This window comes from Mesorhizobium sp. P2_B11 (genome assembly GCF_056404855.1).
This window is the reverse complement of sequence record NZ_JBFUDF010000002.1, coordinates 801,614-818,477: the sequence shown is the minus strand read 5'-3', so window position 1 is coordinate 818,477 and position 16,864 is coordinate 801,614. Positions and strand designations below refer to the sequence as shown.

14 protein-coding genes are annotated in these 16,864 nt (G+C 63.9%); 3 read left to right on the top strand and 11 right to left on the bottom strand.

The features are described 5' to 3' along the window. Positions 1 to 119: 119 nt before the first annotated feature. Positions 120 to 767, top strand: a complete 648-nt coding sequence (locus AC1DYJ_RS08205) for a class I SAM-dependent methyltransferase (RefSeq protein ID WP_477283562.1) — start codon at positions 120 to 122, stop codon at positions 765 to 767. A 63-nt stretch (positions 768 to 830) separates the two neighbouring features. On the opposite strand, the gene AC1DYJ_RS08200 is transcribed toward AC1DYJ_RS08205, so the two are convergent. From AC1DYJ_RS08200 to AC1DYJ_RS08165, 8 genes are all read right to left on the bottom strand, one after another. Next, positions 831 to 1,850, bottom strand: a complete 1,020-nt coding sequence (locus tag AC1DYJ_RS08200) for a methyltransferase (protein ID WP_477283564.1) — start codon at positions 1,848 to 1,850, stop codon at positions 831 to 833. Between the two features lie 27 nt (positions 1,851 to 1,877). Continuing rightward, positions 1,878 to 2,804, bottom strand: a complete 927-nt coding sequence (locus AC1DYJ_RS08195; protein WP_477283566.1) for an ATP-grasp domain-containing protein — start codon at positions 2,802 to 2,804, stop codon at positions 1,878 to 1,880. A 146-nt stretch (positions 2,805 to 2,950) separates the two neighbouring features. Next, entirely contained in the window at positions 2,951 to 4,027 is a 1,077-nt protein-coding gene (locus tag AC1DYJ_RS08190) for an ABC transporter ATP-binding protein (protein WP_477283568.1), read from the bottom strand. Between the two features lie 28 nt (positions 4,028 to 4,055). Beyond that, positions 4,056 to 6,164, bottom strand: a complete 2,109-nt coding sequence (locus tag AC1DYJ_RS08185) for an ADP-ribosylglycohydrolase family protein (protein WP_477283570.1) — start codon at positions 6,162 to 6,164, stop codon at positions 4,056 to 4,058. A 51-nt stretch (positions 6,165 to 6,215) separates the two neighbouring features. Continuing rightward, on the bottom strand, positions 6,216 to 7,049 hold the full coding sequence (locus tag AC1DYJ_RS08180; RefSeq protein ID WP_477283572.1) for a carbohydrate ABC transporter permease: 834 nt from the start codon (positions 7,047 to 7,049) through the stop codon (positions 6,216 to 6,218). Further along, positions 7,046 to 7,891 carry a carbohydrate ABC transporter permease gene (locus AC1DYJ_RS08175; protein ID WP_477283574.1) on the bottom strand — a complete coding sequence of 282 codons (846 nt, stop codon included), beginning with the start codon at positions 7,889 to 7,891 and terminating at the stop codon, positions 7,046 to 7,048. The genes AC1DYJ_RS08180 and AC1DYJ_RS08175 overlap by 4 nt, the downstream gene beginning before the upstream one ends. 70 nt (positions 7,892 to 7,961) lie before the next feature. After that, on the bottom strand, positions 7,962 to 9,281 hold the full coding sequence (locus AC1DYJ_RS08170) for an ABC transporter substrate-binding protein (RefSeq protein WP_477283575.1): 1,320 nt from the start codon (positions 9,279 to 9,281) through the stop codon (positions 7,962 to 7,964). A 33-nt stretch (positions 9,282 to 9,314) separates the two neighbouring features. Further along, complete coding sequence (locus AC1DYJ_RS08165; RefSeq protein ID WP_477283577.1) at positions 9,315 to 10,322, bottom strand: LacI family DNA-binding transcriptional regulator; 1,008 nt, start codon at positions 10,320 to 10,322, stop codon at positions 9,315 to 9,317. Positions 10,323 to 10,534: 212 nt separating this feature from the next. On the opposite strand from AC1DYJ_RS08165, the gene AC1DYJ_RS08160 reads away from it, so the two are divergent. Both AC1DYJ_RS08160 and AC1DYJ_RS08155 read left to right on the top strand, forming a co-directional pair. Then, positions 10,535 to 11,509, top strand: a complete 975-nt coding sequence (locus tag AC1DYJ_RS08160; RefSeq protein ID WP_477283579.1) for an ABC transporter substrate-binding protein — start codon at positions 10,535 to 10,537, stop codon at positions 11,507 to 11,509. Between the two features lie 163 nt (positions 11,510 to 11,672). Then, entirely contained in the window at positions 11,673 to 13,274 is a 1,602-nt protein-coding gene (locus tag AC1DYJ_RS08155; protein ID WP_477283951.1) for an ABC transporter permease, read from the top strand. Between the two features lie 59 nt (positions 13,275 to 13,333). Here AC1DYJ_RS08155 and AC1DYJ_RS08150 read toward each other — a convergent pair whose 3' ends face one another. The 3 genes from AC1DYJ_RS08150 to AC1DYJ_RS08140 all read right to left on the bottom strand — a co-directional run bounded on the left by AC1DYJ_RS08150 (position 13,334) and on the right by AC1DYJ_RS08140 (position 16,723). Then, positions 13,334 to 14,377 (bottom strand): ABC transporter ATP-binding protein, encoded by a 1,044-nt coding sequence (locus tag AC1DYJ_RS08150; protein WP_477283581.1) that lies wholly within the window; start codon positions 14,375 to 14,377, stop codon positions 13,334 to 13,336. A gap of 139 nt (positions 14,378 to 14,516) precedes the next feature. Continuing rightward, positions 14,517 to 15,908 (bottom strand): chromate efflux transporter, encoded by a 1,392-nt coding sequence (gene chrA, locus AC1DYJ_RS08145; protein WP_477283583.1) that lies wholly within the window; start codon positions 15,906 to 15,908, stop codon positions 14,517 to 14,519. After that, on the bottom strand, positions 15,905 to 16,723 hold the full coding sequence (locus AC1DYJ_RS08140) for a chromate resistance protein ChrB domain-containing protein (protein ID WP_477283585.1): 819 nt from the start codon (positions 16,721 to 16,723) through the stop codon (positions 15,905 to 15,907). The genes chrA and AC1DYJ_RS08140 overlap by 4 nt, the downstream gene beginning before the upstream one ends. Positions 16,724 to 16,864: the final 141 nt, after the last annotated feature.

Sequence of the window (16,864 nt, the reverse complement as noted above, 5' to 3'; positions counted from 1 at the left end):
GCCGACAGCGCCTCATGGCACCCGATCGGTCGCTTTCGGACCTTGCAAACCGCCGATATCCGAGATCATAGCGAAGCCGGAACGACAATCACGAATACACTGAAGGGGCGTCTGATCGAATGGATTTTGATTGGCAGAGCATCAACGCTTCCGGTTCGTTTGCCGAGCGCGACTATGTGACGAACAAGCTCCCGACCTGGATGCCCATTCTTGAACCGCTGCGGGATACGCCGCTTTCAATTCTGGAAATCGGCTCCATGGAGGGCCGCTCCGCGCTTTTCTTTGCCAGCTATTTGCGAAAGGCTGTCATCACCTGCGTCGATCCCTTCCACAAACGGGGGCAAAGGTTCGACAGGAATTTGAAGCGCTACGCCGATCGGGTGACGAAGATTCGCGACTTCTCGCTGCCTGCGCTGATCAGGTTGCGCCAGGCAGGAGCGGAATTTGACCTGGTTTATGTCGATGGTTGTCACGAGCGCGAGAGCGTCATGATGGATAGCGTCCTGGCATGGGGCATGCTCAAGCTTGGCGGCATGCTCATTTGGGACGACTACACCGACTACAAGGACGACAAGGCGAACTGGGAGCGTCCCACGTCCGCCGTCGATGGCTTCCTGGTCGCCTACGCGCATGAGTTTCAGGAGATCTCGCGCACCAAACAGCTCATCGTGAAGAAGACTGCCGATACCCCGCGTTGCCCGGTAAGGGGAAAGATCGGCTCACGCCGCCTCCGGACCTTGGTGCAATCCATCCAGGGTTGGCTCTGAAAGCCACGGCGACGGGACGCCTCGGACAGGCTTTCCGTCCGAAAACCAGCCATTCCGCCGCGATCAGCCCGCAAGCCGTCCACGAAACAAGGTGGTGCCGTCCGCCAGGCGCGACCTGGAGATATCCCGGAATCCAGCCTCGGTCATCCACGCGCGATACTGACCTTCCGTGTAGGATTCGCCTGCGCGATAGAGGTTCAGGAAGGTGAGATTGAGAAAGACACCGTCATGCGGGCCGAGGCGGTCGTCATCGACGACGCCCCACCCCGCAATTGCGATCTCGCCTCCTTGTGTCAGGCAGCGCGCCGCGTTCAGGATCGAACTGCGCGCCTGATCCGGCGGCAGCACCTGGACGACGGCCTTCAGGATCGCCAGATCATGCCGGCCGATCGACGGCGCGACCGTGATGTCACCCTCTTCGACAACAACGTCGCCGGCGCCGTATTCCGCCAGGATGGCTGGCGCGACCGCTGCGACCGTCGGCAGTTCCATCAGCGTCGCGGCAATATGCGGCCAGCGCTCGCGAAGTCCGACGAGAATGGTCCCGGCGCCGCCGCCGATGTCGATCACCGAACCGATCGCCTGGAGGTCCAACGCGCGGGCCAGATGTCGGCCGAAAATCACCCCGCCCGGGGCGAGCATGCGGCTGAAGGCCGCCGCGGATTCAGGCCCCGCCTCGGAAAAGTCGTGCAGCGCAGCCGGCCGGTTCTGCCGCAGCGAGTCCGCGGTCAAAAGGTCGGCTCCCCAGAGTTCGCGCAGCAGCGCGTGATCGCCGCCGCGATAGGTCGGCTTGGACGCGTCGAGGAACTCCGCCGCTTCGGCGCCGTTGCGAAATTGACCATCGTCGACGTCGAGGAGACCGATGCTGGCGAGCGCATAGAGGAGCCGCGACAGACGATCGGGCCCGACTTTGAGCGCGGCCCCAAGGCTGTCGGCAGTCATTGCGTCGCGGCCGAGCTGGGTGAAGATGCCAAGGTCCAGCCCGGCGCGAAGCGCGAGCGCAGGAGGCACCCCTGCGATCAGCTTGTCGATCCGCTCAGAATCCACCATGTCACGTCCCTTTGCTCGCCAGGCGATGCGCATCGCCGGTGCCGAGAACTCCTGTCCCCGTCACGGAAATATTTCAACCGCCTTCCTGGCGATAGCCCGGCCGATGGCTGCCATGAGGTCGAACTGACTCTCGTAGTTGATCCCGTTCGCCTTCTGGATCGAGGCCTGGATTGCGCTCGAGAACGGCCAATAGGGAAAGTACGGATGACATTCGAAAATGCCAATCTCACCGGTCTCGATGTCCCTGGCCATGTCGAAGGTCAGCAGCGGAACGTCGGGGAAAGCGGAGCGGTGGGCTGACCTGGCGGTTTCCATCATCTCTGGATTGGCGTCCAACACAACTTCCATACTTCGCGTGTTGGAGACTATGGCCGTGCCGCCGCCCTTGCCGAAGTCCCATCTCGCCTTCAGCGGCTCACCGCGCCGCGTGATTTGCCGGATGCAAAGGACGACTTCCCCGAAGACGGTGATCACACGATAGCTGACTGGCCATTCGCCCGTGTAGACGAATTTCTGAACAATCATCGGTCCGCGCCGGCCGAGATGGTCCGGCGGGTATGAAGCGCGGTCAGCAAACTTCACCCGTCCGATCTTCCTGATCCTGATATTGGCGCCTGCCCGTCCGACAGACGGCTTTTCGACGACGTAAGGCCCCCATTCGGCCGGGTCGAGCTTGGTATCCGGGCGCAGCTCTTCCCACCGCGGCACCGATACACCGGCAGCGGAAAGCGTCCGGTATTCGTCTATCTTGTTGCCTATCACACCTGAAAAGAACTTGCCTGGGAGCAACTTGCGGTCGGTCCGTCGAACCATGGCGATGGACATGGATCGAGAAAGCCAAAGGGGCAAAAGTGGAATCTGCTCCGATCGTTTGTGACGGACAAGGCGGGCAGAAATTCCCTGTGACCTGATTGCCGCTGCGATGCGATGAAAATCCTGCTTCGTCTTCGGATTCTCGTCCGGTACGACCAACACCACCGTCGTCAAAGCCGTTCCCCCGCGTCCCTACCGCGGCGATATTAGACGACATTCAATTTGCCGAACAACTGATGCCCCTTTCAGGGCAGTGCCTCATGCGCGGGCATTCGATGGCCGACCGTGCTTTGCCGTACCGATCCGCCGACGGCGTCAAATCACCTTTCCAGCGCCCGCCCGCTCTCGGCGTCGAACAGGTTCAGCTTGGCGGTGTCGGGTTCGACGTAAAGCGTATCTCCCGGACGCGCGCTGATCCTTTCGCGAAACACGGCAACCGCCGGCACGCCGGCGATCGTCAGATGAACCTGGGTTTCGGAGCCCATCGGTTCGACCACGTCGATCGTCGCGGCAATCCCCTTGCCGGAGGGAGATATGCTGAGATGTTCCGGCCGGAAGCCGTAGCGCACCCGCATCCCTTCCGCTGCGCTGAACCCCGGTGCGACCGGCAAGAGCGTGCCGTCGCCCGCCCGCACAACTGGCGCGCCATTGTTGCGCGCGACCACCCCGTCGATGATGTTCATTGACGGCGAGCCGATAAAGGTCGCGACGAACAGATTGGCCGGATGATCGTAAAGCTCGAGCGGGCTGCCGATCTGCTCCACCCGACCGTCATTCAGGACGACAATCTGGTCGGCCATGGTCATGGCTTCGACCTGGTCGTGCGTGACATAGACCGTGGTGGTGCGCAGACGCTGGTGCAGCGCCTTGATCTCGGCACGCATGGCTACGCGCAGTTTGGCGTCGAGGTTCGACAGCGGTTCGTCGAACAGGAAAACCTGCGGGTTGCGCACGATGGAGCGGCCCATGGCGACGCGCTGGCGCTGGCCGCCTGACAACTGCCTGGGGTAGCGGTCGAGCAGCGGCGTCAGGCCGAGGATTTCCGCCGCTTTCGCCACCCGCTCGTCCTTCTCGGCCTTGGGCGCCTTGGCAAGCGTCATCGAGAACGCCATGTTCTCGGCGACCGTCATATGCGGGTAGAGCGCATAATTCTGGAACACCATCGAGATATCCCGCTTCTTCGGCGGCAGGTCGTTGACGACCTTGTCGCCGATGCTGATCGTGCCGCCCGAAATGTCCTCCAGCCCGGCAATCATGCGCAGCAGCGTGGACTTGCCGCAGCCGGACGGGCCGACCAAAACCACGAACTGGCCGTCCGGTATCTTGACCGAGACGCCGTGCAGTACGGCGTGCCCGGCGTAGGATTTCAGGACATTGGCGATTTCGACTGAAGCCATCGAGGTCTTCCCTATGATCGTGGGGCGGTCAGGCGCCGCTCACATGCAGTTCGTCGGTGGACAGCGCGCCTTCGGCGATCAGCAGTCCGATGCCGCCATCGCTCAGCGCTTCAGCAGTCGCGTCGTCTGCCTCGATCGCCACACCACCGAACAGCGCCTCGATCCGGCTGCCCTTGACGGTCAGCGTCACCGGGATCTTCTTCTCGAAGACGAGGTCGTACGCCGTCTCCGCCAGCACGACCGTGTCGGCATCCCGTGTGCGCACGATCTGCAGCTTGCCGTCGCGGGTGGCGCGTACGGCGTAGTAGCGCCGCAGGCCCTGGACGCGAGCGCAGACGCCGCCGTAGTTGCCGAGGTGAATGGCGATGTCGGCGGAGACCTTGTAGTCGGTCCATTGCCGCGTGCCGTGAATGACGATGCCTTCGTCGTGGCTTTGCGAAATGCGGAAGCTCGGCGGATAGCGCTTGGAAAAGAAGCTGACGCCGTTGACCCAGGCCATGCGCCAGAAATCGCTTTCGCCGGCAGGACGGTGCAGCGTGAGTTCCGGCGCCCCATCCCACCTGAGATAGTCTAGCAACACACGGCCATCGGCGCGCTTGCCCTCGCTGGCCAGAACGATGCCGATCTCGGCGATCGGCTGGCCGGCGAGATCCGGCAGGCGCCATGACAGGACGCGCTCTTCGCCCGCCTTCAGGATGACCGCATCGCCATCGATGTCGCGCAGCCGGTCCTCGCTATCATAGGCGCGGATGCGCAGCCGCACCGACACCGCGCCCTTGTTGTGGCGATCGGCGACGACACGCGCCTTGACCACTTGCCCGGGATAGACCAGCGGCGTCGCCATAAGATCGTAGGTGCGCATCGACAGCACTTCGCGCGGCGAGAAGGTCGGCGTCGTCACCGCGGCGCTCAGGCCGGGCGCCAGCGCCTCGTAGTTTATGGTCAGCGCACGCGCATTCTCGAACTCGACATTGCCGACGCGAACATGGTTGGCAGCGCCGTGACCTTCAACCGGCCGAAAACCCTGCTGGCTGCCGGAGAGCGAGAAATGGAACTGCGCGCCGGCCTTCGGCGCATCGAGCGGAGTGCCGCCGGCGAGCGTCATGCCGAGATTGGCGATGTAATAGGCGGTGCGTACCGCGTCGTTGATCGAGTTGCCGCCATCGGCCGAGGAGATCAGCAGCCGGTCGGCGATCGGGCCGCGCCAGTCCGGGCCGGCCTCGATGCCGTCCAGGCCGAGCATCAGCGCGAGCAAGCAGCCGACATTGCCGGCGTTGCAGTCGGTGTCCCAGCCCGACGTGTTGACGATCATCTGCGCCTTCTGGAAATCGTCGGGCGCATAAAGCACGGCCATCACCATCAGCGCGTGGTTGGGCACGACATGGCAATTGCCGGGATATTTGTCGTAGCCGTATTTGTCCTCGATCTTCTGGCGCGTGTCGTGCCAGTCGGGGTGTTGTTTCACCCAGCCTCTGATATCGGCGATCAGCTTGGCGATCAGGCTTTCGCGCGGGATAACCGACAGGCCGGTGTCGATGAGATGGTCGATGTCGCTGGACACGAAGGCCTCGGCCTCCATCGCCGCCCACAGCATCGCCGCATAGACGGATTCGCCGTCATGCGAGACCTTGCCGGCCTGCTCGGCAAGTTTTGCCGCCAGAAGCGGCTGCCCCGGCGCCACCATGGCCCAGCCGTCGATGAAGATCTGTGCGCCGATCTGTTCGGCCACCGTCGCGCCATTGGTGGCGATCGAACCTGAATGCGGGGCGGCAATGCCCTTCTTGAGATTGAGCCAGGCGGTGTGCTCGGTCGAATTGCCTGAGCCGCCCCACCACAGGATCGACCGCTCCTCGACGATATAGTTGAGCCATGCCTTGCCGATGGCCTCGGCCGACAGGTCCGGCGAGATGCCGTAATCCTCGAGCGCGCGGATGAAGGTGAAGGTGCCGGCGACATCGTCGTCGGTCACCACCAGCGGCTGGTTCAGCCGCTCATGCACGTAGTAGTCGATCGGGCCGAGCTCTTTCATGATCTTCTGGTAGGTCCAGCCCTCGAACGGCCGGCCGAGATAAACCCCCACCAGCTTGCCAAGCACGCCGGCATAGACCCGTTCCAGATAGTCATTGGGTAACTGCATGTTCTGCTCCAGATACTCGTAAAATTTCAGCCCGGGTTTCAGCCCCAGGTTTCAGCCCTTGACCGAGCCGCCCGCCATGCCTTCGATGAACCGCTTCTGCATGGCGACGAACAGCACCACCACCGGCACCACGATGATCAGCGCAGCGGCCATGATCTCACCCCAGTCGGAGCTGTATTGCCCGCTGAGCAGGTAGAAGCCGATGACGGCGGTGACCTTGTCCGCCTTCTGCAGGAAAGTCGTCGCGATCAGGAATTCGTTCCAGGAATTGAGCCCGATGATCAGCGCGACTGTCAGAATCCCGGGAGACACGATCGGCAGCATGACCTTGGAAAACACCTGCCAATGGGTGGCGCCGTCGATCAGCGCGGCTTCCTCGAGCTCCTTCGGCACGGCGATGAAATAGGTCCTGAGCAGCATCACCGCGAAGGGGCTGTAGAGCGCGGTATAGATCAGCGCGACGCCGAAGACATTGTTGATCAGCCCGAGCTTGGCGAAGCCGAAATAGAGCGGGAAAATGTAGAGCTGGATCGGCGCCGTGGTCGTTGCCAGGAGGTAGAACGTCCAGATCTTCCACGAGGCGACTTTCTTGCGCGCCAGCACATAGGCCGACAGCGAGCATGTCGTGCAGACGAGGACGATCGTGGTGCCGGACAACAGCAGCGAATTGATGAAGGTTTTCGAAAACTTGGCGTGCGTCCAGGCGTTGGTGAAATTCTCCCAGCGGATCGGGTTCGGCAGTGACAGCGGGCTCTGCACGATCTGCGCCGCCGGCTTCAGCGCATTGAGCACCAAAAGCGCAATCGGGAACAGCGCGATGAAGGCGCCGATGCCGAGCACGATGTAGGAGACGGTAAGCGTCGCCCGGCTTTCGACCATTCTCATTGTTCGCCCTCCTGCGTCTGCAGGCGGACATAGAAGAAGGTGCCGACGAGGCCGAACAGGCTGATCACCAGGGCGGCCGCCGCTGCCTGGCCGACATTGAGGTCGTAGAAGGCGTGGCGATAGGCGAGCGTCGACAGCACCTCACTGGAAAACGCCGGGCCGCCCTGAGTCAGGATGTAGACGAAGTCGAAGGCGAGAAAGCTCCAGATCACCGTCATGATCAGCATCAGCATGATGGTCGGCCGGATCGCCGGCAGCAGCACATAGCGCATCATCTGCGCGTAGCTGGCGCCCTCGATGCGCGCCGCCTCGATCTGCTCCTGCGGCACTTGCCTAAGTGCGGCAAAGAAGATGACGCACAGAAATCCCCACCAGTGCCATAGGTCGACGGTCGCCACACCGAACAGCGCGGTCGATGGCTGCGCCAGCGGGTTGGCGACCGGCAGGCCCATGCGCTGCAGCATGCCGAACACACCGGTGACCGGGCTGTAGATCATGCCTTGCCAGACGCGCGCGGTGATGACCGTGGCGATGACGACCGGCAGGAAATAGACGACCTGGAAGAAATTGCTGCCGCGCCGCACGATCAGCAGCATCGAGGCCGCCAGCAGCCCCATGGCGATCGGCACCACAAGGAAGATGCCGGTCCAGATGATGTTGTTGGTCAGCGCCGACCAGAACACGCCGTCGGCAAGCAGCGCCCGGAAATTGTCTAGGCCGGAGAAAGTCGGCGTCGAAATGCCGTCCCAGCTGCAGAACGCCAGGACAACCGTCAGCAGTGCCGGAACCAGCACGATGACGAAATTGATGATCAGCGTCGGGACGAGATAGAGCCGGTGCATGGACATTGCCCTGGGTTTTGGAGGGCGCCGGTCAGGCGCCGCTCCGTCGTTGGTTCGCGGGTGTTATCCCTCAGGCCCGCTTCGGCACCGCCGGCACCTTGCCGGCCGCCTTTTCCTGCTGGAAGGTTTCGTCGAGCTTTTTCAGATAGTCCTTCGAACTGATCTTCTTCAGCCAGACCTCTTCCATGCCGCTGACCAGATAGGTGTCGGTGGCGGGCGGCAGGAAGGTCCATGTCGTGTAGCCGTACTGGCCGGCGCCGACGGCGGTCGACAGGTTCTTCATCGACTCGATGTAGAGCGGCAGCACCTTGTCGGAGAGCTTCGCCCCCGACAGGTCCTTCAAAGGCAGGTTCCATTCGCCCTGCCAGGCCGAGTTCATGGCGCCGTAGAATGTGTCGCTAAAGATATAGTCGAGCACCGCCGCCGCGCCGTCTGGATTTTCGGATTTCGCGTTGACCGAGAGCGTCGAGCCGATGCCGAGCGCATAGACCGGCGGGCCGCTCGTGCTCGGGAAACCAACGAAGGCCGGCTCGGCATTGTTGGGCGGGAAATAGGTCGGGACGTTGGTAAAACTCCAGGTTCCGCTCGGCGCCATGCCGGCCTGGCCGGTCGCCACCTGGGCGAAGGCCTGCTCCAGCGTCAGCGAGAAATAGTTGGGGCCGAAATAGCCCTTCTGCCACCACTCATCGAGCTTATCGATGGCTGCCTGGATGGACGGGTCGGTCCACGGAATGGCGCCGGTCAGCGCCTTGTAGACATTGTCCGGACCAGCCACCGAATTGAGCACGATCGAGACATGGTGTTCGTTGGCGGGTCGCCAGTCGGCATTGCCGGCGCCGAACGGAACCAGGCCTTTGGCCTTCATCTCGTCGGCCAGCGCCTCGAGTTCGGCGATGGTGGTTGGAGCCTTCCAGTTGTTCTTGTCGAACAGCGTCTTGTTGTAGAACAGGCCGAGCGTCTCGTAGGTCTTGGCGAGCGCATAGAGCTTGCCCTCATATTTGCCCAGCTCCATGAACAGCGGCAGCAGCCGGTCGTTCCAGCCGAGCTTTGCGGCGTAATCGTCGAGCGGCAGCAACTGCCCGGCCTGCGCCATCGACGCGACATAGCTCGGGCCGGCGGTGAAGACGACATCCGGGCCATTGCCCGACAGCATGGCGATGCGCAACTGCTTGTCGAGGTCGGAGCCGCGGAAGTCGATCGACAGATCATCCTGCGGGTGCGCCGCATTGAAGGGATCGATCAGAATGTTTTTGAGACTGTCCTGATTTTCCGGCGAGGCGGATTCGTACCAGAAACCGACCGGCTTCTTGTCGTCGGCAAAGGAAAGGCGCGGCAGCAGCGGCAGGGCGGCAAGCCCGAGGCCGGTCTTGAGCAATGTACGGCGTTGCATGGTGTTCTCCTCCGATATCGTTTCTTATGGCAGTCAGGTCGAACCGCGTTCGATCAGGCTGTAGGGCATTTCGAGCGCGGTCCCCGCGCCCGGTGAGGCGCCGCGCAGGCGCTCCATCAGGATCTGTGCAGCCTTGACCCCCATGTCGCCCTGGAATTGCGCGACCGTGGTCAGCGATGGCGTCACCAGCCGTGCCGCCGAAATGTCGTCGAACCCGGCAACGGCGATATCGCCAGGAATGGCGATGCCGCGATCGCGCAGCGCCTGCATGACGCCGATGGCCATCAAATCATTGGCGGCAAAGATCGCCGTCGGCGCATAGCCGCTGGCCAGCACCGCCTCGGCTGCCCGGGCGCCGCCGGTCTCGCTGAATTCCTCGTCGACGACGATGTAGGGCGTGCCGCCGGCCTCGGTCAGCGCCATGCGATAGCCTTCGACCCGCACGCCCTGGGGGCCACCGCGGCCGGCGACCATGGCGATGCGCTTGTGGCCACGGCCGATGAGAAACTGCGTCACCGAAAAGGCGGCGGCGTAGCTGTCGACGAAGATGTCGTCGATGGCGATGTCGCCGCCGCGCTTCTTGCTCGATTCGATGCGCACCACCGGCACGCCGGCATCGAGCAGCGGCTTGAAGTCGACGGCCCGCAAGGTGAAGAACACGCCGATCACGCCGTCGACCCGGCCCTGCCGCGACCAGTCGAGAAAATGCCGCTCGCGCTCGGCCGAGCCGTCGGTGCTGACCGCGATGACATCATAGCTGAGGTTTTCGGCCACCGACTGGATGCCGCGCATCAGCGCCGGATAGAACGGATTGGTGATGTCCGGCACGACGCAGGCGATGGTCATGGTGCGATTGGTCTTGAGCGCCTGCGCGAACCGGTTCGGCGTATAGCCAAGTTCAGCCGCCGCCTTGGTGATCCGCTCCCAGGTCTCCGACGATATCGCCGGCGAGCCGCCGCCGCTCATCACCATCGACACGCTCGCCTGCGACACACCCGCCAGGCGCGCAACGTCCTTCTGTGTGGCCCGCGAGCTTTTCATAAGGTTCCTTATACGTATCACTTATACGTATCAACACCAATTAAGAGCATGGAGTCAAGAGCTCTGTTGACGAGGTCGTCGCTGAGGAAAGTCCCCAGCCCTTGCCGTCCACCGTCCTGTCACAATAGGTTTATCCTGCAGCGATACGGAAAACGCTCTCTCGTCCGGTGCCGTTCACGCCGGTGCTCATTTCATCCATTTTGAGGTTTCCCATGCGCAAGATCCTTTTCGCCGCCATGTTGCTGGTCTCGGCCGCCTCCGGCGCTTTGGCTGCCGACGGCAGACTGGTGCTCTATACCAGCCAGCCCAACACCGACGCCCAGCAGACCGTCGATGCCTTCATGGCCAAGAACCCCGGCATCAAGGTCGAATGGGTGCGCGACGGGACGCCGAAGATCCTGGCCAAATTGCGCGCCGAGATCGAAGCCGGCCAGCCACAAGCCGACGTGCTTCTGATCGCCGACGTCGTGACCATGGAAGGGCTGAAGAAGGAAGGCCGCCTGCTCGCCTATCCCGGCGCCGACGTTTCCGGCATCGATGCTACCCTCTACGACAAGGACAAGACCTATTTCTCGACCAAGCTGATCACCACCGGCATCGTCTACAACACCAAGGCGCCGTTCGTGCCGACGAGCTGGGAAGATTTGACCAAGCCGGAGGCCAAGGGCCTCGTCGCCATGCCGAGCCCGCTGACCTCGGGCGCGGCGATGATCCACACGGTGACGCTGACCGGCAATCTGGCTGAAGGCTGGGATTACTATAGCGCGCTTGCCAAAAACGGCGCCCAGGCAAGCGGCGGCAATGGCGATGTGCTGAAGGCCGTCAGCGGTGGCGACAAGCTGTTCGGCATGATCGTCGACTACATGCCGATCCGCGAGAAGGCCAAGGGCGCTCCGGTCGAGTTCGTCTTCCCCAAGGAGGGTGTCTCGGCCGTCACCGAGCCGGTCGCCATCCTGTCCACCGCCAAGGACACCGATTCCGCCAAGGCCTTCGTCGACTTCCTGCTGTCGAAGGACGGCCAGGAGGTTGCCGCCAAGATGGGTTATATCCCGGCGCGCGCCGATGTCGCTCTGCCGGCCGGCTATCCAGACCGCGCGTCGATCAAGGTGCTGCCCTATGACGCCTCAGCCGCGCTTGCCAATGACGCCGCCAACAAGGAAAAGTTCGGCGCCGTGATGAGCCAGTAAGCGCTCCAGCAAACCCGAAGTGACATCGGCGCAGGACATCTTCCCAGCACCAGACCGGGCCGCTTTGGCCCGGTACGGACGAGTGTCAGGCGCCGGAACGCCCGGCCTCCGCGCGGCTTCGCTGGCGGTGCTTCTGATAATTGCGCTGCTCAGCCTCTTGCCGATGCTGCGGCTGCTTGTGGCGGCGGTCGCACCGGGCGGCGAACTGGACTTCGCCGCCTTCGCCGACCGCCTCGCGAGACCCGCCGCCTTGCGGGCGATGTGGCACACGCTGGACACCGCCGTCTTCGGCGCCGTGTTTGCCGTCTGCCTCGGCGCGCCTTTTGCCGTCGCCGTCACCATGACCGATCTGCCGGGCCGCAAGCCGCTCGGCTTCCTCTTGCTTTTGCCGCTGATGATCGCGCCGCAGGTCACGGCGCTGTCGTGGCTGCATCTGTTCGGCCCCTCCTCGACGCTGCTCGGCATGTTTGGTGTGGCGCCGCCGCCGGGAACGCCAAACCCGATGCTCGGCCGCAACGGCATCATCCTGCTTTATGCCGTCCAGCACGCGCCGATCGTCTTCATCACGCTGCGTGCCGGCCTGTCGCGTGTGCCGCGCGATCTCGTCGAGGCCGCGCGGGCTTCCGGTGCAACGCCGCTCCTCGTCTTGTGGACCATCGTGCTGCCGGTCGTGCGCCCCTACATCGTGGCCGCCGCCGCCCTCGCCTTCGTCTCCGGCGTCGGCAATTTCGGCATTCCCGCTCTGCTCGGCATGCCGGTCAACTATCTGACGCTGCCGACCCTGATCTACCAGGACCTGTCGAGCTTCGGTCCCGGCGTGCTGCCGCAGATCACAGCACTTTCGGTGCTGGTCGCCATGCTGGCGTTGGCCGGCGTCGCCTGCCAGTCGTTGGCCTTGCGCGGCGCCGGCCACCGTTTTGCCGCCGGCACGCCGGCGCGCTTTTCGCTTGGGCGTGCCAGCCTGCCGCTCGCCGGCCTTGGGTGGTTGGTCATCGGCCTCATGCTCGTGCTGCCGGCCTGCGCGTTGCTGGCGACCTCGCTGGTGCCGTCCTTCGGTGTGCCGCTTGGGCTGAAGACGATGACTGCTTCCAACTATGCGGAAGTTCTGGTTCGCCAGGCCTCGACGGTTCGCGCTTTCCGCAACTCCCTGCTTTTCGCCGGCAGTGCTGCGCTGATCCTGGCCGTCGGCGTCATTCCGGTGACCGCGGTGCTCGAGCGCTTCAGCAAGCGCTGGCAGCGGCTGTTGAGCGGCATTGTCGACCTGCCCTATGCCGTCCCCGGCGTCGTGCTGGCGATTGCCTGCATCTTGCTGTTCCTGCGCCCGCTGCCGCTGATCGGCAGCCTCTACGCCACCGCCGCGATCATCCTGATCGCCTATGCCATGCGCTTCTTCACGCTGGCCATGAAACCGGTGGCGACCGCGGTCGGCCAGATTCCACGCGACCTCGACGAGGCAGCGGCGGTGTCGGGAGCCGGAATCCTTCGCCGGCTAATGACGATCACTGCACCATTGGCGGCGCCCGCGGCGGTGGCCGGCGGATTGCTGGTGTTCATGAGCGCCTTCAACGAGCTGACGGTCTCAGCCCTGCTCTGGTCGAGCGGCAACGAGACGCTGGGCGTCGTGCTGTTCAGCCTCGAGGAGGCCGGCCTGGGAACGCAGGCCGCCGCAATCGCGGTCTCGACGATCGTGGTCGTCATCGTCCTGCTGCTGGTGCTCGACCGCTTCGGACGGCGGCTTCCGGCAGGCGTGCTGCCCTGGCGCTAAAGCAATTCCAGGAAAAGTGCGCAGCGGTTTTCCGTCCGGAATTGCGTCAACAAGAGACTCTAGGCGTTCGGGATCACCCAGGCATCCGAGACCGCCACATGCACCGTCTCGCCCGCTGCAACCGCCTCGGTGCTGTCGAGCAGCAACTCCTGCCCTGGCGTAGCCAAGGCCAGCCGCACCTCATGCACCGGGCCGCGATAGATGCTGCCCAACACTTTTGCCGGCAGGCCTTCCGGCGCAAGCCGCAGCGCTTCCGGCCGCAACAGGATTTTCACCGGTCCAGCCAGTGCTCCGGTGCTTCTCGCCGCGATGCGATGGCCGGCTATCTCGACCGTCGCAGCGCCATCGGCATGGCCGATCGCCGTTCCCGAAACGATGGTTCCGCGGCCGACGAAACCGGCGACCGTCGCATTGGCCGGCGCGCGATAGACCTCCTGCGGCGGTGCCGCCTGCAACACCTTGCCCTGGCTCAGCACCGCGACGCGGTCGGCGAGCGCCAGCGCTTCGGCCTGGTCGTGGGTAACGTAGACGATTGTTGCGCCGGTGCGACGATGGATGTCCCTGAACGCCTCAACCATCGACGCGCGAAGATGCATGTCGAGATTGGCCAGCGGCTCGTCGAACAGGATGATTTTTGCGTCGGCGATGAGGCAGCGCGCCAATGCAACGCGCTGGCGCTGGCCGCCCGACAATTCCTCGATGCGGCGCTTTTCAAAACCGCTGAGGCCGACGACCTCGAGAACCGCACTGACGCGGCCTGGGATCTCGCCCTTTTTGACGTGCCGGGCCTTCAGTGGATAGGCGACGTTTTCAGCCACATCCATATGCGGCCACAGCGCATAGGACTGGAAGACGACGCCGACACCGCGCGCTTCCGGCGGCACCTGCCGCCGCGGATCGGCCATCACCGTCTCGCCGAACAGCACGCGGCCTTCGCTCGGCGCCTCGAAGCCGGCAATCAGCCGCAGCATCGTCGTCTTGCCGCAGCCCGAGGGGCCGAGCAGCGCGGTGAAGGAGCCGGCCGGGAAATCCAGCGAGACAGCGTCCAGTGCGGTCGTTTCATTGAACCGCTTGCTGAGGCCTTCGACCCTGATTGCGCTCATGCCTGTTCCATCGTCATGTCACTGCACTTGTCCGGTACTCACGTCCGTCATGCGTCGGCCCGGCAATACGTTGGAAATCCGGCCGTGACAATGAGCGTGGTCGAGCATGGTTGCCGATCGAGTTTTGCTTGCGCCGGCGCTACGCAGGCAAAGCCAGCAGCGCCAGTCCGGCCAGCGCCGAGCCGGCTAATGTCGGCAGCATACCGATCTTCAGTCTCAGCATGGCGACCATGGCGGCCGCCGCCAGGAGCGCGGCGCGCCAGTCCAGCGACGACAGCACCGGCACCTCCATCCCGAGGCCAACGGTCTGCACCGCGCCGAAGACGACATGCAGTGCGAACCACAGCGCAAGGTTCATTATCACCCCGACGACGGCCGCGGTGATGGCGCCGAGCGCTGCCGACAGAGCCCGGTTCTGCCGCAACTGCTCGATGTAGGGCGCGCCGAGGAAGATCCAGAAGAAGCAGGGCACGAAAGTCACCCACAGCGTCAGCAGCGACCCCAGCGATCCGGCAAGCAACGGGTTCATGATGCCGGCGTGCCGATAGGCGGCGACGAAGCCGACGAACTGCAACACCAGGATGAGCGGCCCAGGCGTTGTCTCGGCAAGGCCGAGGCCGTCGACCATCTCGCCCGGCGCCAGCCAGCCGAAGGAGGTGACGGCTGCTTGCGCGACGTAGGCGAGAACCGCGTAAGCGCCGCCGAAAGTGACGACCGCCATGACACTGAAGAAGCTACCGAGTTGCGTCCAGACACTGGCCGAGCCGGTCAGCGCCCAAATCAGCAGAACCGGCGCGAGCCAGATCGGCAGCCAGATCGCGATGGTGCGCGGCGCGTGCCATTTCGTCGGCCTGGTATGGGCAAGTTCGCCGCGCTCGAACATCAGGTCGACCGCGCCTCTGAGATCGGGCAAATTGTCCTTGCCATGTGCGGCTCCGGAAAACCGCCCCGGCGCCAGGCGGTTGCCGATCCAGCCGGTCAGCCCCGCAGCCAGGATGATCAGCGGAAACGGCAGCCTGGCGACATAGATGGCAAGGAAGGCGGCCACCGCGATCGCCACCATCACCCGGTTCTTGAGCGCCCGTTTGCCGATGCGGATGACCGCTTCGACGACAACGGCCAGCACCGCTGCCTTGATGCCGAAGAACAGCGCCTCGATGACAGGCGCATCATTGTAGAGCACGTAGAAGGTGCTGAGGCCCAACATGACCAAGGCGCCGGGCAGCACGAACAGGATGCCCGCAACAAGGCCGCCGGCTGTGCGGTGCAACAGCCAGCCGATATAGATCGCCAGCTGCTGTGCCTCGGGTCCGGGCAACAGCATGCAATAGTTCAGCGCATGCAGAAAACGCTGCTCGCCGATCCAGCGCCGTTCCTCGACCAGTTCCTTGTGCATCAGCGCGATCTGCCCGGCCGGCCCGCCGAAGGAGAGCAGGCCGATCTTCGCCCACAGTTTCGTGGCTTGTCTGAAGGTCGGGGCGGCAGGTGGATCGACAGGACGCGCCTTGTCGTCCGCTGCAAGGGCGCTCATGGCGTTTTGCCCCCGCTCGGCCAGTTATGCGTTTCGTCGGTGGCGTCGCGACACCACCTGAAAAACGCGTCATAGACCAGCATGCCGGCCTCGAGCTGCTCGAGATCGTCGCGGAACATACGCGACAGTCCGAGCGATACCGCGAGGAACCCTGCCGCCTGCGGTATGAGATCGAGGCGCGCCGTGTCGGCCGCACGCACGATCAAAGCAAGACGGTCGAGCGCCTCGGAGCGCAGCCCGAATTCCTCGATCATGGTGTCGAAGGTGCAGCGCTCGCCGCGATGGCTCCAGAACACATCGTCGATGTCGAAGGGAATCGCCGCGAAGCGGTCGGCGGCAGCCAGCACTTCGGCCGGTTCGACGAACAGGAACACCGCCGAAGGATCGATGAAGCGGCGGATCAGCCATGGGCAAGCAATGCGGTCGACCTTGGGGCGGGCGCGCGTCACCCAGACCGTGCGGCCCTTGTCGTCGCGGCGCGGCATCGTCTCGGCCTTGACCAGAACCCCCTTGGCCGCCAGCCAGGCCTCGAAACCGCCTTCGAGCGATTCAGCGGCGATGCCCTCATGGCGCAGCCAGGCGGCAACGCCTTGCGAGAGCTTTTGGCCCCTTTGACAGATGACGACGACGTGGCGTCCGGCGAACTCGGCCGCCCAGGTCGAAACGGACTTGAAGTCGCGCCGGGATGAGGCCGGCAGCAGGCGCGGATCGGCGTCATAATCCTCGTCGATGCGGACATCGACAAGAACAGGCGCGTCCGGCAGGCCGACGAGACGGGAGAGCTGCGCTACGGTGATTGCGGTTGTTGACGGCATGGCGTCCACCTCCAGAGTGAGAGTTTGGACGCGATCATTGGGCTGACGCCTCACGGGGTCGTCGCGAAGGAACCCCTTATCACTATGCTGGAGCGATCCTTCGCACTTGTCAAGGAAGCGCTGCGTTCCGCGGCAGACGTG